Source organism: Paucibacter sp. KBW04, assembly GCF_003852425.1.
In the GTDB taxonomy this organism is placed as follows: domain Bacteria; phylum Pseudomonadota; class Gammaproteobacteria; order Burkholderiales; family Burkholderiaceae_C; genus Paucibacter_A.
Genome location: NZ_QAJN01000010.1, coordinates 50,274 through 66,539 on the forward strand (window position 1 = coordinate 50,274; position 16,266 = coordinate 66,539).

Consider the following 16,266-nt stretch of genomic DNA (forward strand, 5'->3'; position numbering starts at 1 on the left):
CACTAGCGCCGCAAGCCCTGGTGCTCGCACTCGGGCACATCGCATTTCTCGCACACCCAGGTCCAGCTCGGCAGCTGGGCCTGGCGCTTTTTTTGGCGCTCCTCCAGGCCGGTGAACAAGCCCGTGGCCGCTGATGGGGCCTGCTGACGTTTGAGCAGCAGGGGGGTGATGGCGTTCAGCGCCGCCTCCAGTCTGGCGCCTTCAAGGCCCGCCACCACCGACCAGGCCAAGCCGCCTTGCATCAAGGCCCGGCGCACAGCTGCATCGACAGGCGCTCGTACCTGCGGGCCGTCGCGCTGCAAGCCATCGGCCACCCAGGGCAGATCCAAGGCCGTCAGCAGATTGAGGTCGAAGCCGCGCTGCAAGCGCAAGGCCTCGGGCAGCAGGGAATCGTCCTGGAACAGGTGTTGGCTGTAGACGGCCGTCATCAGAGGCGTGGTGTCACAGATCAGCACATCACAGGTCTGGGCGGCCGCCTCGATCTGTGCGGCATGGGTCGCGGCGATGCCCGCCTGCTCTTCGGGGCGGGGTGTGCGCGAGTGCTCTTCGCACCATTGCCGCAGATACTCCGGCAGCCAGACGCAGCGCAAGCCCGTGGCCTCGGCCAGGGCCTGGCTCAGGTCTTGAGCCAGCACCGATTTGCCGGTGCTCTCCGCGCCCAGCAGCGCGATGCGCAGGCAGGTGTCCGATGCCCGTTTCATGCCGCTGTGGCCTGGGGGCGCAGCAGCTGCCGCTGCCAGGCCCGCCAGCCCGCCACCGACATGGGGATGAAGAAGGCGTAGAGCAGGACGGTCAACCAATAGCCCTTGTAGGCGAACAAGGCCACGCTGACGATATTGACCAGCACCCAGACCGACCAGTTCTCCTGGTATTTGCGGCCCAACAGCCATTGGCCCAGCACGCTGGCCACGGTGGGCAAGGCGTCCCAGTAGGGCACGGTGGAATCGGTCTGGTGATGCAGAAAAAGGCCCAGCACCGGCCAGGCCAGCAAGGTCAGCAACACGGCCGCACCCAAGCCGCGTGGGCTCAGGCGGCGCACGCGCAGGCTCTGGCCGTCCTCACCCTTGCCGCGCAGCCATTGCCACCAGCCCCAGGCGGCCAGGGCAACGAACATCAGTTGCAGCGAGGCTTCACCGTAGAGCTTGCCGTTCCAGAACAGCAGGAAGTAAAGCAGGGAGCTGGCAATCGCCAGCGGCCAGGCCAGCACATGGACCCGCATATTGCAGATCACCATCCAGACGGCCATCACGAAAGCCAGCACCTCGGTCCAGGTGATGGGGCTGCCCAGCAGGGTGAAAGCGGGCTGCAACAAGGGTTGCAGCACTTGCAACAAGTCGTCCATCGAGAAGGCGGGGGAGGTCTGAGGAAGGGGAAGTGGCGGGCGGGGCGCTCAGCGCTTATCAGCGCGCACCTGCACATAGATTTCGTCGGGCTTGATCATGCCCAGCTCGTTGCGAGCTTTTTCTTCCACCATCTCCAGGCCCTCACGCAGATCGCGCAACTCGGCTTCGATCTGGGCATTGCGGGCCCGGGCTTCATCGTTGGCGAGCTGGGCCTTGGCCAGCTGCTCGCGCAGCTGCGCGCCACGCGGCAGGCTGCCCTTGCCCATCCAGAGCTGGGCCTGGATGAAGAGCAAAAAGGCAGCGAGGAGGAAGCTGATGGTTTTCACGCCCGGAGTTTAACCAAAGCCTTGAGCAAGAAAGAAGCGGGCATAAAAAAGCAGCCCCTGTGTATGGGGGCTGCTCTGTGCCTAGCTAGCGATTAGCGCAGGTTGTAGAAGGCTTTGCGACCCGGGTAGGAGGCCACATCACCCAGGTCCTCTTCGATACGCAGCAGCTGGTTGTACTTGGCCATGCGGTCCGAACGGCTCAAGCTACCGGTCTTGATCTGGCCGGCATTGGTGCCCACGGCGATGTCGGCAATGGTCGAGTCTTCGGTCTCGCCCGAGCGGTGCGAGATCACGGCGGTGTAGCCGGCGCGCTTGGCCATCTCGATGGCGGCGAAGGTCTCGGTCAGGGTGCCGATCTGGTTGATCTTGATCAGGATGGAGTTGCCAATGCCCTTGTCGATGCCTTCTTGCAAGATCTTGGTGTTGGTGACGAAGAGGTCGTCGCCTACCAGCTGAACCTTCTTGCCCAAGGTTTCGGTCAGGTGCTTCCAGCCGTCCCAATCGCCTTCGGCCATGCCGTCTTCGATCGAGATGATGGGGTATTTGTCCACCCAGGTGGCCAGCATGGAGGTCCACTCTTGCGCGGTCAGGCTCAGGCCTTCGGCGCCCAGCACGTACTTGCCGTCCTTGTAGAACTCGCTGGCGGCGCAGTCCAGGCCCAGGGCGATCTGCTCACCGGCCACGAAGCCGGCCTTGTCGATGGCTTCCAGAATCATCTGGATGGCTGCCTCATGGCTGGCCACGCTGGGGGCGAAGCCGCCTTCGTCGCCGACGGCCGTGCTCATGCCCTTGTCGTGGATGATTTTCTTCAGTGCGTGGAAGACTTCGGCGCCGTAACGCACGGCCTCGCGGAAGCTGGGGGCGCCCACGGGGATGATCATCAGCTCTTGCAGATCGAGGCTGTTATTGGCGTGCGCGCCGCCGTTGATGACGTTCATCATCGGCACCGGCAGCTGCATGCCGCCCATGCCGCCGAAGTAACGGTACAGGGGCAGGCCGGATTCTTCGGCCGCGGCGCGGGCCACGGCCATGGAGACGGCCAACATGGCGTTGGCGCCCAGGCGGCCCTTGTTCTCGGTGCCGTCCAGCTCGATCAGGGTGCGGTCCAGAAAGGCTTGCTCGGAAGCGTCCAGGCCCAGCACAGCCTCGGAGATTTCGGTGTTGATGTGCTCGACGGCCTTCAACACGCCCTTGCCCAGGTAACGGCTCTTGTCACCGTCACGCAACTCGATCGCTTCGCGCGAACCGGTGGACGCGCCCGAGGGCACGGCCGCACGGCCCATCACACCCGATTCCAGCAAGACATCGCATTCCACGGTGGGATTGCCGCGGCTGTCGAGGATTTCGCGGCCGACGATATCAACAATGGCACTCATTCTTCAGTCTCCAAAAGGTCAAAATGTCAATTCAAGCCGTGCATGGTGCCAGTTTTGCGTTACCAGCGCAGAACAAGAAAATGGGCAAGCCGTCTTCGAGCGCGCGGCGTCAAACGCCTTCGATCAGCACCATGCGCATCAGCGCCGCGCCGGCGCGGGCCGCTCTGGCTTGGCTGTATTCGGGGGATTCGTAGAAGGCCTTGGCCGCAGCCGCCGAAGGGAACTTGAGCAGCACCACGCGCTCGGGCGTCCAGTCCCCTTCCAGCACCTCCACCTTGCCACCCCGCACGCAAATCTCGGCGCCATGGGCCGCGATGGCCTGGCTGGAGAATTTGCGGTACTCCTCGTACTGCACGGGGTTCGTCACCTGGACGTTGGCAAGAATGTAGGCGCTACTCATGGCTTCAGCTCAAGCGCTCTTCTTCAAGCCGCTGCCTTGTGGTCCAAGGCGGCCTTGATGAAGGCGGTGAACAGCGGGTGACCGTCCCAGGGGGTGGACTTGAATTCCGGGTGGAATTGCACGCCTACATACCAGGGGTGGACCGCGCGCGGCAGCTCGACCATTTCGGTCAGCTTCTCGCGCTGGGTGATGGCCGAGATCACCAAGCCGGCGTTCTGCAGACGATCGAGGTACTTCTCGTTGGCTTCGTAGCGATGACGATGGCGCTCGGTCACGACCGGGCCGTAGATGTCATGTGCCAAGGTGCCGGCTGCCACGTCCGAGCTTTGAGCGCCCAGACGCATGGTGCCGCCCAGATCGCTCTTTTCATCACGCTTCTGGATGCTGCCGTCGGCGTCTTGCCATTCGTCGATCAGAGCGATCACTGGGTGCGGCGTCTCGGGGTCGAACTCGGTGGAGTTGGCGCCCGTCAGGCCTGCCAGATGGCGTGCGTACTCGATGGTGGCGACTTGCATGCCCAGGCAGATGCCCAGGTAAGGCACTTTGTTTTCACGGGCGTACTGGGCGGCCAGAATCTTGCCTTCCACGCCGCGCTTGCCAAAGCCACCGGGCACCAGCACCGCATCGAACTGCTGCAGCTGCGAGATGTTTTCGGCGGTCAGCAGCTCGGAGTCCACATACTCGATATTGACGCGAGCATGGTTGTGGATACCGGCGTGACGCAGGGCTTCGTTGAGCGACTTGTAGGAGTCCGACAGGTCGGTGTACTTGCCGCACATGGCGATGGTGACGTCCTTGGCGGGGTTCTCCACCTCGTTGACGAGGGTGTCCCAACGCTTCAGATCTGCCGAGCGGGTGTTCAGCTGCAGCTTGGTGCAGATCAGCTGATCCAGCCCTTGCTCGTGCAACATACGGGGCACTTTGTAGATGGTGTTGACGTCCCACATGGAGATCACACCGTACTCGGGCACATTGGTGAACAGCGAAATCTTTTCGCGCTCATCGTCCGGGATGCGGCGGTCGGCACGGCAGAGCAGGGCGTCCGGCTGGATGCCGATTTCGCGCAGCTTTTGCACCGTGTGCTGGGTCGGCTTGGTCTTGAGCTCCCCGGCGGCGGCGATCCAAGGCACATAGGTCAGGTGGACGAAGGCGACGTTGTTGGGGCCGGCCTTCAGGCTCATCTGACGCGCTGCTTCCAGGAAGGGCAGCGATTCGATATCGCCCACCGTGCCGCCGATTTCCACGATGGCCACATCGACCGCATCGGCCGAGCCGACACCGGCGCCGCGGCGCACGAAGTCTTGGATCTCGTTGGTGATGTGCGGGATCACCTGGACGGTCTTGCCCAGGTAGTCGCCACGGCGTTCCTTCTCCAGCACCGACATATAAATCTGGCCGGTGGTGAAGTTATTGGCCTTCTTCATCCGGGTGGTGATGAAGCGCTCATAGTGGCCCAGATCGAGGTCGGTCTCCGCACCGTCTTCGGTCACGAAGACTTCACCGTGCTGGAAGGGCGACATCGTGCCCGGATCCACATTGATGTAGGGATCGAGCTTGATGAGGGTGACTTTGAGGCCGCGCGATTCGAGGATGGCAGCCAGTGAGGCTGATGCGATGCCCTTGCCGAGTGAGGACACCACACCGCCTGTGACGTAGACGTACTTGGTCATGTCTTGCAGCGCCTGTTTAAAACGCTGTGGTGGTAAAAAGAGATTATAGCGAGGCGCGGGCCTCGCGCTCGCGCCCGGGGTCAGGTCTTGATGCGCGGGCGGCCAAATTGTTCACTCGAGCCCCACTCAGGGCCTGTCTTGCGACTGCATCTCCGCCAGTATTTTCAGGGCCAGTTCGGCCGTCGCCTCGGGTTGTTCAAAGGGGAAGAGATGCGCGCCCTCTACCCAATGGAAATGTCGACCGGCCAAATGCTTGGAGGCAGTGGCCCCGGCTTGGCGAAGTTCCTCGGAGCGCTTGCCGGCCACAAAACCGACCGGGCATTTGGGCGGGTGTTTTTGCAGCAACCGGCCCAGATGGTGGGGCAGGGTGTTGTAGATGCGGGTTTCTATTTCGCGGCGGAACTTCAGATGCGTCTTGCCGCCGTGTTCCTCAAAGCCCGTGTCCACATAGTCTTGCAGCACCCGCGGGTCCCAGCGGGCAAATTTGCTCTTGGCGGCGAAGTGTTCCAGCACGGCTTGGCGGCTGGGCCATTCATGTCGGCGTTGGCGCGAGATCTTGCCCGGCGAAACCCGGTGCATCAGTCGTGTGGCCTTGGCCACCTGCACGCTGTGGGCGCGCCAGCCGGTGACCACGGGGGAGTCCAACATCAGCAGGCCTTGGGCCAGATCCGGCCGGCGGCAGGCGACCAGGAGGCTGAGCATGCCGCCCAGGGAATGGCCCATCAGCATCACCGGCCCAGGCTCGGCCATCTGGGGCTGTACTTCTTGCTCGATGAACTGGATCAGTTGATCGCGCAGATGGGGCCAGTTGCTGGTGACCGGGAAGGCCGGATCGTGGCCGAACTGGGGCAGAGCAAAGACCTGCCAGCCCGCGGCCCGCCAGGCTTCGAACAAAACGCGGTAGCAGCCGGCGCCAAAGCCATTGGCATGCGAGAAAACAATCGTCTTGCTGGTCGTGGGCCTGGCGGCGGAGGGCTGCTTCATGCGGGGCTGAGTTTCTTGAGCGCGTAGATGAGATCCAGGGCCTCACGCGGGGTGAGGGTGTCGGGGTCTACATTCTTCATGGCTTCGCTCAAGGCGCTTGTCTCTTCGATGACAGCTTGGGGAGCTTCGGGCGGCGCGGCAAACAGGTCGATCTGTACATCGCCCGCGGTGGCCTTGGCTTCCAGGGCCTCTAGCGTCGCGCGCGCCTGGCGCACCAGGCTGGCCGGCATGCCGGCCAAACGCGCCACCTGCACGCCATAGCTGCGGCTGGCGGGCCCGGGCTGGATCTCGTGCAGGAAGACGATGTTGTCACCACTCTCCACCGCGCCCACATGGCAGTTGATGGCCTGTGGGTGCTTGGTGGGGAACTCGGTCAGCTCGAAATAATGCGTAGCAAACAGGGTGAAGGCGCGGGTCTTGTCGTGCAGATGGCTGGCGATCGCGCCGGCCAGGGCCAGGCCGTCGAAGGTCGAGGTGCCGCGACCAATCTCGTCCATCAACACCAGGGACTGATCCGTGGCACTGTGCAAAATCGCCGCGCCCTCGGTCATCTCCAGCATAAAGGTCGACTGGGCATTGGCCAGGTCGTCCGCCGCGCCGATGCGGGTGTGGATGGCGTCCAGCGGCCCCAGTCGGCAGGCGCTGGCCGGCACGAACGAGCCCATGCTGGCCAGCAAGCTGATCAAGGCGACCTGGCGCATAAAGGTGCTCTTACCACCCATATTCGGGCCGGTAATCATCAGCATGCGGGTGCGCGCGTCCAGCTTGCAATCATTGGCCATGAACTCACCCGCGCCGGTTTCCCGCAGGCGGGCTTCCACCACGGGATGGCGGCCGGCCGTGATGTCGATGCAGGGCTGGCTGACGAACTCCGGCCGGCACCAGCCCAGGCTGCTGGCGCGTTCAGCCAGAGCGGCCAGCACGTCCAGGCTGGCCAGCGCACGACCGAGCAGGGTCAGGGGCTGGAGCTCTTCGATCAGCTGATCCAGCAGCAACTCGTAGAGCAACTTCTCGCGCGCCAGCGAGCGCTCCTGGGCCGACAAGGCCTTGTCTTCAAAAGCCTTGAGCTCGGGTGTGATGTAGCGCTCGGCGTTCTTGAGGGTTTGGCGGCGCTGGTAGTCCAGCGGCACCTTGTCTACCTGGCCCTGGGTGACTTCGATATAGAAACCGTGCACCTTGTTGTACTGCACCCGCAGATTGTTGATGCCGGTGCGGGCGCGCTCGCGGGTTTCCAGATCCAAGAGATAGGCATCGCAGTTCTGGCTGATGCCGCGCAACTCGTCCAACTCGGCATCAAAGCCCGCGGCAATCACGCCGCCGTCGCGCACCAGCACGGCCGGCTCTTCGGCCAGGGCGCGGCTCAGCAATTCCTCGATATGGGGCGAGGCCAACAGCCCCTGGGCCAAGTCCTCAATCAGCGGGCTGCCGGCGGGCAGGGTGTCGCGCAAATCGGGCAGGACTTGCAAGGTGGCGCGCAAGCCGCTCAGCTCGCGCGGGCGCACCTGGCGCAGGGCGATGCGGGCGGCGATTCGCTCGACATCGGAGACATGGCGCAAGGCCTCGCGCAAGGGTTCGGGGCTGGCCTGCAGCAGCACATCGATCGCCTCGTGGCGGGCCAAGGCCTGGCTGCGCTCGCGGCGTGGGTGCAGCAGCCAGTGGCGCAGGGCGCGGCTGCCCATGCCGGTGCGGCAGCTGTCCAGCAAGGACAAAAGCGTGGGCGAGGTCTCGCCGCGCAGGGTCAGCACCAGCTCCAGATTGCGCTGGGTGGCGGGCGGCATATCCAGCAACTCACCGCTGCGCTGCACCGACAAGCTTTTCACATGGGCCAAGGCGCGGCCCTGGGTGTGCTCGGCATAACTCAGCAGTGCAGCGGCAGCGGCCTGGGCGGCCTTGAGCTCCTGGGCGTTGAAACCGGCCAGGCTGGCCACGCCCAGCTGTTCGCAGAGTTTGCGAGCGCCCAAAGCGGTGTCGAACTGCCAGCTGGGGCGGTTGGTGATGGGCGCGCGGGCGGCCAGGACGGCGGCGGGTTGTCGCTCGCGGTCCACCAAGACTTCGGCCGGGCTGAGTCGGGCCAGCCAGGAGGGCAGTTCTTTGTCCGAGCATTCGGCCAGGCCCAGCTGGCCCTGGGTCATGGACAGCCAGGCCAGGCCATAGGTCTTACCCTGGGTGACGACGGCCATCAAGACTGAGTCTTGCTTGTCGGCCAGCAACTCGCTATCGGTGACCGTGCCGGGTGTGACCACCCGCACCACCTTGCGCTCCACCGGGCCCTTGGAGGTGGCGACATCACCCACCTGCTCGGCAATCGCCACCGGCTCGCCCAGCTTGATCAGCTTGGCCAGATAGGACTCCAGCGCGCTGACCGGCACGCCTGCCATCACAACGGGCTGGCCGGCGCTTTGACCGCGGGTGGTCAGGGTAATGTCCAGCAAGGCATTGGCCTTGCGAGCGTCGTCGAAGAAGACCTCGTAAAAGTCCCCCATGCGGAAGAAGACCAGCGCGTCCGGATGCTCGGCCTTGATGCGCAGGTACTGGGCCATTACCGGGGTGTGAGCCGAAAAATCTTTTGCCCCGCTCTCGTTGGAAGCCATTTTTTCTAGTTTTTCAGAGGGAAGCGACATGTGTTCTATTAATCCGTATTGCTCTCTAACAACCTCTATCGACCCGTAGCGGTCCGCCAAATTTTCCGCCAAGTCACCGCCAAATTTCGAAAGGTCGGCATAATCGCCTTGGCTTTTGGCGGAGATCCGTGTCGGGCCTCCGCCAAAACCGCAGGAGACCCGCGCCATGAAATTGGAGTTGAAGACCGACCTCGTGACTAAGATGACGCTCGACTCGGTTCCCGAGCTCGGAGTGCCATTCAAGGATTGGAAGCCAGCCGCTGGCCCCAATTATCTGGTGTATGACACGCACCGGGATTCTCCGACCGGGTTCGCGGTTCGGGTGGGCAAGAAGGCCTCGGTCTATTTGGTCGAAAAACAGGTCGCCGGAAAGAACCTGAAGATCTACGTCGGGCTGGCCCGAGGCCGGAAAGGCGACGAGCGGGTGATGGAGCTCGATGACGCGCGTGCGCGAGCCCATGAGTTGGTCGCCACGGCCAAAATGCACGGAGCCAACCCGAAGGTCATCGGGGAGCGAATCGAGGCCAACGAACTCACACTCGGCCAAGTCTGGAGTCAATACATCGCCGACTTGACGGGGCGCAGCAAGCCGGTCAAGTCCAGCTCGTTGGACTCGCTCAGGAAGGGCCGGGCCAAATTCAAGGACTGGGAGGACCGCAAGGTCCGATTGATCACAGGGCAGGAGATCATTGAGCGCTTCGACCTGCACGCGGTCACCCACAAGCACCGGACGGCCGCCGAGGCGATGGGCCGCTGGGCCACAGCAGCGGTGAACAACGCCATCGAAAACGAAGTCCACAACGCCCATGCCGAAGGCAGGACGCCCTCGCTGACCTACAACCCCTTCACGATCCTGATCACGAAGGAAAAGTATCGCGATCGCAACCAGCTTGAACGCGACTACAAGGCCAAGGGCGTGCGCAATCCCTTGTCGTTCGCCACCACGGTCGGTCCCTTCGTCATGGCCGCATGGGCCTATCGTGAGCAGAATCCCGTGGCAGGGGACTATTTCCTATTGGATTTGCTTTGGGGGCTGCGGGGAGACGAATGCCGCTCCACGAAGTGGCGCGACCAGATCAGCGACGTGGAGGCGGTCACGTCCCGGTGGGTGGACATGGACGCAAAGGTGGTGCGAATCAACGACGCCAAAAACCGTGGAGACCACGAGTTCCCGATCGGCCCGTGCGCCTATGAGCTCTTGAAGCTCCGCCGGGAGTCGCAGATCGAAGGCGAGCAGTGGGTCTTTCCGGCCAGATCGCCCAGTTCTTTGAAGGGCTACTACTCCGACCCCACCGTAGCGTTGAGAACCGTTCGTGACCTGGCAGGCATCAAGGTGGTTCGGGGTCACGACCTGCGCCGGACATTCGGCGCCGCCTGCGAGAAGCTCGGACTAAACGACCGGCAGATCAAGCGGATGCTCGGCCACGGCGTGGCGGGCGGTGAGACCTTGGGCCGCTACACCTCGCCGGAATGGGAGGACCTCAGCGACCGAATGAAGAAGGTCGAGGAGGAGATTCTTAAAGTGGCCCCTACGGTCTACAACGCGCTTCGCCCGCGCGGCGCTCATCGCATGAATGATGCGGAGGTCGCAGTGATCGACCCCTCACCCAAACGCAGGGCATCCAGGCGCAAGCCGCGATAATTTGCCAACAAGTTGAATTTGAAGGGCGGTGATCCATGGCGGGGGAGGCAAAAGATTCGGAGCAGGGTTCGTCGGCGGAGCCGTCCAAACGCGCTAAGACGGGCGGACGGGTCAAGAAGTCGATTGATCAATTGATGGCTGAGCTTCGCGTCCGAGATGAAATCGCGGGCATGAGGGACGACACGACGTTGCCCGAAGAGCTCGCAGCGATCTACCTTGGCGTGTCTGTGGCGGAATTGGCGGAGCAGCGCAAGCCGTCCAAACGCACAAAACCGGCGGGTTCGAAGAGCCAAGCTGCCGTGGCGACCCCTCCCAAGATCAAGATGATCAAGCCCATCCGCGAGGGGGCCGTGGGGCAAAACCAAAAAGTTTTCTACAAGCTGGGCCACCTTCGCGAGTATCAAGAGAGCATCACCGTCGAGTCATCCTTCGACGCTGCGGTCAAGGCGGGCTTGTATGGTTTCGTCTCAGTCCACGCGCCGTTCTTCGCTCAAATGGAAAAGCGCTCAGATCGTGGCCGCGCGGTGTTGATCGGCAAGGCTTGGGATAGGAGGGATCCGAAGTGGGCCGATCGGTTCAAGGAGTTGATCGATGGCAACTTGCGTGCGCTTTGGCTCACTCCGGCAGAGGCGGCATCAAGTCGCTGGGCAAGCCTGTCGTCCCACAAGGCCTTTGCCAAGCCATGGCTAGATGCGCTCAAAGTCGAGCGGCAGGCGGTCAAGGCTGCCATCGAGGGCACTGAGATTTCAGAAATTGCGCCCGAGAAGCCAGGCAAACTGAAATTGGTGGGTTGAGCAGCGATGAGTCTTGCTCATCATCACACGATCAACAAGCACATTGAGAAGCATGCCCAAGCGATTGACTTGCTTCGTGTTCGCCGGGCATACAAGATGTGATGGCACTTTGAAAGCTAGATGGCCCCGCCTGGCTGATCCCACTGCTTCCCACGCTCTTTCTCGCTGGTCGGGTCAGCCGAGGCCCGTTGTGGCTTCCTAGTCAATGCTCGCATCGATCTCGCTTCCTTGGAGCTTGCCGCGATAGATGCGGCATTGGCGCAGCGCTCGCCAAATTCCCTTATCGTCAGCCACTCGAAGTCCTCTGCGGCTTCGCCGGCAAGCTGCGCGGCGATCAGGTCGAGTGGTCGGCCGTCCTTCTGGATGGCGAACGGCCACTGCTCCTTAGGACCGGCGGCCCCAAGCCAGGTCTGAAACCCCAGCACCGCGCCCACAGCGCCTGGATACTTTCGCGGGTTGTCTTGGTCGGCTAGTTTGAGGCCGCGCGCCTGCGCGGTCTTGTCGATGAAGGCGAGTAGGTCGAAGGCGGTGTAGACAGGCTGCTTTTTCTTGATGAAGGGGATCGAGGCCAAGTCCAACGGGGGAATGGGTTGCTTCTTCTTTTCCCAATCCGTGCGTTTGCGCCGAGCTTCGTAAAGCGTGGAGGGGTCGCATTGGAGCAGAACGCAGGTCGATGCCACTGACACTTCGTAGCTCATCTTTTCCTCGTCAGGGATGGCGCGCAGCAGCGCACGCATCGCGATTTGCGCTTTCATCCGCTCCATGTCGTCGGTGTGCTTGACCAAATTGGGCATCGGCGCCTCCTATGAATCAATTTTAGGCGGCGCAGCCCCACGGTCTGGATGCCGCAGTGAGCTCACGTCCGTCACGCGGTCTGGAAAAGCGGGGAACGGCGCGCAAGGGCGCGCGCTTGGTTCTCAAACAGGCGTTTTTCCCTGTTCCAAATCTACGATCGAGGCCATGCACACGGCACTGGGCCGATGGCAGCCAACACATAAGGAAAAGTCATGGGCAAGGCATCTCGGATGAAGAAGGAGCGCCAGCGGCAGACTTCAGTGACCATCAACGGCGGCGGCGCCTCTCAATGCATTCAAGCAAATCCAACGTCGGTTCAGAGTCGCGCGGACATGCGGGCGCTCTTTGATGATCTCGGTGCAGGCAACGTGATCGTCATCGACGGCAATGGCGTCGCCCATGGCGAAGAGGAGGCTCGCCAGTTGTATTGGACGGATGGGGTCGCGAAGAAAGCTCGTGCGACAGTTCCCGGCGTGGCCAAGAATGACATTTCTAAGCTGCGTTCATGCAGTCGATCAGCCCCTTTGCTGACAGCCGCCATTGCCCGCGCCGATTCGAGCAGCATGCAGGCCCTGGACCACAAGCAGTGGGATTCCGTTCGCTACGTCCGTCGATGGAGCCGCAACGGCGACGGCATTACTGCTCTAGTCGCGTCCGACCAAGAGTTGGACGTCTATTGGACCGCTCCATGGAGCGGGAGGACCAACTGGCGGATAGTGCAGCGTGACCGCGTTGACGGGTTCATCCAGACGACCATCTTCGACAGCGTTGGAATCAGTGAGCTAAGGGCGATGGCCTTGTCCGACAAAGAGGCTGAGATTCTTCGCAGTTTGCAATCGCCCGTTGGGGAGCAGTCTTCCTCGCGGCTCCAAAGCGGGAGGCTTTGAGTGCGGAGCAACTGCCGTGTCTTAGTTTCCTGCTTGCAGAGGCCGATCTCAGCGTGCCATCAGTGCTTGCGTTTCCTGCGCAGATGTTCCGCGAGCTGATCGACTAGGCCGGCCACCAAGGCTCAGTGAGCAGGGGAAAGCTCCGCGAGCTGGGCCTCGATCGCGTCCGGGTCGGTGTTGCGGGTGCTTGCTTCGAGCAGCAGCTTGTCCATCCAGCAGACAAAGAGCTCGGCGAATTCAAGGAGCCCGGCCAAGGTCAGCGGCCCCAACTCGCCTCGATCCTTGAAATCGTCTCGGTCCCTGACGGCGCCCCTTCGGCGCGATCTCGAGTCATGGGCGCCCGTGGATCATCAACTAATCGCCCTGAGCAGGCTTGGCGTCATGCCGCTGGACAGTCGAAACGCTCGGCTCATTTGAGCTTGGTCAGAGAAGCCTTCTTCCAATGCGATGGTGGTGAGGCTGTCGCTGCTCCTGATTCGTTTCGTGGCGCGGATCAGGCGCGTGGCGGTGCGAATGGCCTCGGCCGTCAAGCCTTCCTCGCGCAGGCGCCGTTCCATCGTGCGTTGATGGCAGCCGATCAGGCGAGCGGCCTCGCCAACGGGGACGTAGCCCTCCGCGTCGAAGACGACGGCGACTTCGGCGCTTGCCGAGCGAGCCACGCCCAGGTGGATGGCGAGGTCAGGAAGGCTCAGTATTCTCGGCGTCGATATTCCGTTCTCGTTGCGGGCGACGATGTCCATGACGGTTTGCAACACGAGCATGGAGCCAAGGCGACAGGGTTCGGGGTCATCACGAGTTGAGAGCAACTCACGCCTTTGGATGATGGGCTTCGAGCCGCCAGATGGCACTTGGGATGCCGCCGTCGTGCGTATGGCCAAATTGGCGGAGGCGTTGTAGGCGTTGTAGCAGCGAAGGGCGTTCGCCGTTTGGCTATGGCTTCTGAAAATTTGGACGGCTGGATTCAGGTCGCTGGTCAGCCAATCCTGGACAAGCCGTTCGATGACGCCCACCCCCGAGCGCGACTTGATCCGCACACGGCCTGCCGCGTGGTATCTCGCATAGGGCAGGTGGCCATGAATGACGTGCGTGACAGCTGATGCGAAGCGTGCTTGCGGCGTCCACCCACTCGAGGCCTCCAGCGCATGCACGACAGTGTGGTAGGCCTCCCCGCTATTTGCCAATCCATGCTCCCATTGATTGAGTTTTGATCGTAGCGCGCAAACCGCGCGTCTGTTCTGTCGAAGTCGGTGGGATTCTTTCCAGAAGACTCTTTTGTGAATTGAATCGATGCGACAGACGTGGCGTCCATGCCGCCCGTTAGTAGATAGCTACTTGGTGGATTGCCGGAATTCAATGTGGCGTGGGCGCCAAAGCTGGGGTTGTCGCATGGATTCAAGCGTCGCGGGCCGACGCTGCATACATTGGCTCGCATGTCGATTGCCGTGCCAAGGACCACAAACTCAACATGAGCTCTACGCCATCGGCTCCCGTCTCGGGCCATCCCTTCGAGGGGCTTTACGCCTTTGTCAGCCAGCATCTCGTGATCGTCAACAGTGTCCTGGTGGCCTGCGGCACCTTGGTCGGCGCGCTCGACTTCATGGCTCCAAGGCTTGCGCTGCTGCCGAGGCTTCTCTACTCATGCACTGCGTTGTTGGCGCTGGCCATGATCGCTGCGGCGCTGGCTCCGACCTTGGCCGCCCGGCTTTGGGCCGCGACGGGTAGGGCCTGGCCTTGGCGGGGCGGGCCGATGTGGCGCCGTCCAGGTTGGCAGTTCGGAGTCGCTCTCTTGATAGGCGTCAGCGTCTTGGGATTCGCGTCTGTGGCCAAGGCGTCCCAAGGCGGATGGATCGCCAGCGCCATCCCGGCGGCCCGAGCCTTGCAAGAAGACTTGCTTTCGATTCGGGCCGAAGTGTCTGATATCAAGTTGGGAGTGGGCGAGGCCAATACGAAGCTCGACCGGATCGCGCTGGCGGTCGATCCCTCCAACGCCGCCGACCGATGCGCCGACCTCGACTGTGCCGTCTCCAACGGGGCCAGCCCCGAGGCCGTCGAGCGCATCTTCTCAAAGGGCGCTCAGATTCCGGGCGGGCCTATTCCGCAGGGGGCGTTGTTGCTTGCGGCGGCTCTCTCGCCGGGAGCGGGCCGACTTGAAGTCATCGATTTGCTGGTCCGCAAGGGCCTCGATCTCGACCTGTTGATCCCGCCGGTCCTGAGCGACCCGGCCACGCTTACCAAGCAGGGGCGGCGCGCGGTCGCCGACATCCAGCAGGCCGCCAATTTCGCGGCCAACCCCTTGGCCAAGCATGGGCAGGCTGGCGGCAACGCCGCAGCGAAGGACCTCGAAGCGTGGAACGCGGTCTCGTTTTGTTTCCTGCGGACATCGGGCGGTGTCTCGCTGGTCGAGCTCGCCGCCTTGCTGGGCGACTCCGAGCTGACGGCCCACCTGCGCGCCCGTGGGGCCAAGCCGCCCGAGCGCCCTTTGGCATGCCAGTGGAAGTTTGGCCATGCCGAGGGCTTCGCCCGCGTCGAGATCGACGCGGCAGGCAAATACGCGGGCGTCGCGGTCCGATGAGTTGGACCGATATCAGTTTCAATGAAGAAAGTGGCGATATGGCGATAACGAAGAAAATCATCGGAGCGGGAGCGATCGCGTCTTTGGCGGCGGCCCTCGGGGGCTGCGCAAACCAATCTGGCGGGGGCGGGGCATCCAACGCGTTCAAAGGTGCGATCGACGCGATTGGGGCGGGCTTGGCGGCCGGGATGTCGGGCGGAGCCCCGGCGCAGCAAGGCGCTCCCACAGCGACTTCGAGCGGCAAGGTTGTTGTGATCAACGGAATCTTGATCGCTGTCGATGGCGAGCGTCCGAGCGATCCACGTTGGGCGGGCAAGCAGATCAAGGACACGCCGCTTTTTGGCTTCTTCAACGCCCACCCGATAAGCCGGCCCGGCGAATATTTTCCGCGCATCGGCATCCGCATCGACGACTACTCGCAGAGCTTGGTCTCCGACAACGTCATCACCAAGCACTTGAACGCCAGTCCCGGGGCTACGCCTCGCGACAACGAGTGCATCAAGTTCACGGCCATGGTCTGGATGTCGGAGAAGCAATCGCAGAGGATCGACAACGTGGTCCTGTGCAGCTCCGATATCAGCTCGAAGGACGGCTACATGTCGCAAGGCGCGTTGAAGAACTACCGCAACAACGCGTATGCGCCGGTGTCGATCAGCTCCATGCAGCTTCGCACGCTTGGACCGCGCGAGCCGCAGAAGCTCCTGCCCGACTTCACTCCGGCAGATGTCGCGCTTTACGGGAGCGGCCAGCACTTGTTCTCTAGCCTGTTCAGCCAGCTTGGCTTCCAAGGCCCGGTCGATGGCGATCAGCGGCTTTGGTTCGTCAATCTGGCCTCCGCCGCGAAGTGATCGCGATG

General features: G+C 62.7%; 16 protein-coding genes. 5 read left to right on the forward strand and 11 right to left on the reverse strand.

What is annotated here, in order from left to right:
* Window positions 1-2: 2 nt before the first annotated feature.
* The 8 genes from DBR47_RS12240 to mutS form a co-directional block, all read right to left on the reverse strand.
* A complete protein-coding gene (locus DBR47_RS12240; RefSeq protein WP_124450395.1) occupies window positions 3-701 on the reverse strand; it encodes an AAA family ATPase in 699 nt (232 codons plus the stop codon).
* The gene (gene pnuC, locus DBR47_RS12245) at window positions 698-1,342 is read right to left on the reverse strand and encodes a nicotinamide riboside transporter PnuC (protein WP_124450397.1); all 645 of its coding nucleotides are present in this window, start codon (window positions 1,340-1,342) and stop codon (window positions 698-700) included. Before pnuC ends, DBR47_RS12240 begins: the two co-directional genes overlap by 4 nt.
* A 48-nt stretch (window positions 1,343-1,390) precedes the next feature.
* The gene (locus DBR47_RS12250) at window positions 1,391-1,669 is read right to left on the reverse strand and encodes a septum formation initiator family protein (RefSeq protein ID WP_124450399.1); all 279 of its coding nucleotides are present in this window, start codon (window positions 1,667-1,669) and stop codon (window positions 1,391-1,393) included.
* 92 nt (window positions 1,670-1,761) lie between these two features.
* Window positions 1,762-3,045: a phosphopyruvate hydratase gene (gene eno / locus DBR47_RS12255; protein WP_124450401.1), complete on the reverse strand. Its 1,284-nt coding sequence runs from the start codon at window positions 3,043-3,045 to the stop codon at window positions 1,762-1,764.
* 109 nt (window positions 3,046-3,154) lie between these two features.
* Window positions 3,155-3,445, reverse strand: a complete 291-nt coding sequence (locus DBR47_RS12260; RefSeq protein ID WP_124450403.1) for a DUF1330 domain-containing protein — start codon at window positions 3,443-3,445, stop codon at window positions 3,155-3,157.
* Window positions 3,446-3,468: 23 nt separating this feature from the next.
* Window positions 3,469-5,115: a CTP synthase gene (locus DBR47_RS12265; RefSeq protein WP_124450405.1), complete on the reverse strand. Its 1,647-nt coding sequence runs from the start codon at window positions 5,113-5,115 to the stop codon at window positions 3,469-3,471.
* Window positions 5,116-5,241: 126 nt separating this feature from the next.
* A complete protein-coding gene (locus tag DBR47_RS12270; RefSeq protein WP_124450407.1) occupies window positions 5,242-6,099 on the reverse strand; it encodes an alpha/beta fold hydrolase in 858 nt (285 codons plus the stop codon).
* Window positions 6,096-8,639 (reverse strand): DNA mismatch repair protein MutS, encoded by a 2,544-nt coding sequence (gene mutS, locus DBR47_RS12275; protein WP_370454910.1) that lies wholly within the window; start codon window positions 8,637-8,639, stop codon window positions 6,096-6,098. The genes DBR47_RS12270 and mutS overlap by 4 nt, the downstream gene beginning before the upstream one ends.
* Window positions 8,640-8,886: 247 nt before the next feature.
* Here mutS and DBR47_RS12280 point away from each other — a divergent pair, with 247 nt between their 5' ends.
* A complete protein-coding gene (locus tag DBR47_RS12280) occupies window positions 8,887-10,362 on the forward strand; it encodes a tyrosine-type recombinase/integrase (protein WP_124450411.1) in 1,476 nt (491 codons plus the stop codon).
* Between the two features lie 35 nt (window positions 10,363-10,397).
* Window positions 10,398-11,156 carry a hypothetical protein gene (locus tag DBR47_RS12285; RefSeq protein ID WP_124450413.1) on the forward strand — a complete coding sequence of 253 codons (759 nt, stop codon included), beginning with the start codon at window positions 10,398-10,400 and terminating at the stop codon, window positions 11,154-11,156.
* A 116-nt stretch (window positions 11,157-11,272) separates the two neighbouring features.
* Here the strand turns inward: DBR47_RS12285 and DBR47_RS12290 are convergent, their stop codons facing one another.
* Entirely contained in the window at window positions 11,273-11,950 is a 678-nt protein-coding gene (locus DBR47_RS12290) for a hypothetical protein (protein WP_124450415.1), read from the reverse strand.
* Between the two features lie 213 nt (window positions 11,951-12,163).
* On the opposite strand from DBR47_RS12290, the gene DBR47_RS12295 reads away from it, so the two are divergent.
* Window positions 12,164-12,838 carry a hypothetical protein gene (locus DBR47_RS12295; RefSeq protein ID WP_124450417.1) on the forward strand — a complete coding sequence of 225 codons (675 nt, stop codon included), beginning with the start codon at window positions 12,164-12,166 and terminating at the stop codon, window positions 12,836-12,838.
* Between the two features lie 122 nt (window positions 12,839-12,960).
* Here the strand turns inward: DBR47_RS12295 and DBR47_RS24575 are convergent, their stop codons facing one another.
* Window positions 12,961-13,107 carry a hypothetical protein gene (locus DBR47_RS24575; RefSeq protein WP_156089044.1) on the reverse strand — a complete coding sequence of 49 codons (147 nt, stop codon included), beginning with the start codon at window positions 13,105-13,107 and terminating at the stop codon, window positions 12,961-12,963.
* 81 nt (window positions 13,108-13,188) lie between these two features.
* A complete protein-coding gene (locus DBR47_RS12300; RefSeq protein ID WP_124450419.1) occupies window positions 13,189-13,986 on the reverse strand; it encodes a helix-turn-helix domain-containing protein in 798 nt (265 codons plus the stop codon).
* 317 nt (window positions 13,987-14,303) lie between these two features.
* On the opposite strand from DBR47_RS12300, the gene DBR47_RS12305 reads away from it, so the two are divergent.
* Both DBR47_RS12305 and DBR47_RS12310 read left to right on the forward strand, forming a co-directional pair.
* Window positions 14,304-15,410 (forward strand): hypothetical protein, encoded by a 1,107-nt coding sequence (locus tag DBR47_RS12305; RefSeq protein WP_124450421.1) that lies wholly within the window; start codon window positions 14,304-14,306, stop codon window positions 15,408-15,410.
* Window positions 15,407-16,258 carry a hypothetical protein gene (locus DBR47_RS12310; protein WP_124450423.1) on the forward strand — a complete coding sequence of 284 codons (852 nt, stop codon included), beginning with the start codon at window positions 15,407-15,409 and terminating at the stop codon, window positions 16,256-16,258. The genes DBR47_RS12305 and DBR47_RS12310 overlap by 4 nt, the downstream gene beginning before the upstream one ends.
* Window positions 16,259-16,266 lie beyond the last annotated feature (8 nt).

What these genes read in the sequence shown, in the direction of transcription:
- DBR47_RS12240 (WP_124450395.1), bottom strand. Translation starts at nt 701, where the DNA reads ATGAAACGGGCATCGGACACCTGCCTGCGCATCGCGCTGCTGGGCGCG.
- pnuC (WP_124450397.1), bottom strand. Translation starts at nt 1,342, where the DNA reads ATGGACGACTTGTTGCAAGTGCTGCAACCCTTGTTGCAGCCCGCTTTC.
- eno (WP_124450401.1), bottom strand. Translation starts at nt 3,045, where the DNA reads ATGAGTGCCATTGTTGATATCGTCGGCCGCGAAATCCTCGACAGCCGC.
- DBR47_RS12260 (WP_124450403.1), bottom strand. Translation starts at nt 3,445, where the DNA reads ATGAGTAGCGCCTACATTCTTGCCAACGTCCAGGTGACGAACCCCGTG.
- DBR47_RS12265 (WP_124450405.1), bottom strand. Translation starts at nt 5,115, where the DNA reads ATGACCAAGTACGTCTACGTCACAGGCGGTGTGGTGTCCTCACTCGGC.
- DBR47_RS12270 (WP_124450407.1), bottom strand. Translation starts at nt 6,099, where the DNA reads ATGAAGCAGCCCTCCGCCGCCAGGCCCACGACCAGCAAGACGATTGTT.
- mutS (WP_370454910.1), bottom strand. Translation starts at nt 8,639, where the DNA reads ATGGCCCAGTACCTGCGCATCAAGGCCGAGCATCCGGACGCGCTGGTC.
- DBR47_RS12280 (WP_124450411.1), top strand. Translation starts at nt 8,887, where the DNA reads ATGAAATTGGAGTTGAAGACCGACCTCGTGACTAAGATGACGCTCGAC.
- DBR47_RS12285 (WP_124450413.1), top strand. Translation starts at nt 10,398, where the DNA reads ATGGCGGGGGAGGCAAAAGATTCGGAGCAGGGTTCGTCGGCGGAGCCG.
- DBR47_RS12290 (WP_124450415.1), bottom strand. Translation starts at nt 11,950, where the DNA reads ATGCCCAATTTGGTCAAGCACACCGACGACATGGAGCGGATGAAAGCG.
- DBR47_RS12295 (WP_124450417.1), top strand. Translation starts at nt 12,164, where the DNA reads ATGGGCAAGGCATCTCGGATGAAGAAGGAGCGCCAGCGGCAGACTTCA.
- DBR47_RS12305 (WP_124450421.1), top strand. Translation starts at nt 14,304, where the DNA reads ATGAGCTCTACGCCATCGGCTCCCGTCTCGGGCCATCCCTTCGAGGGG.
- DBR47_RS12310 (WP_124450423.1), top strand. Translation starts at nt 15,407, where the DNA reads ATGAGTTGGACCGATATCAGTTTCAATGAAGAAAGTGGCGATATGGCG.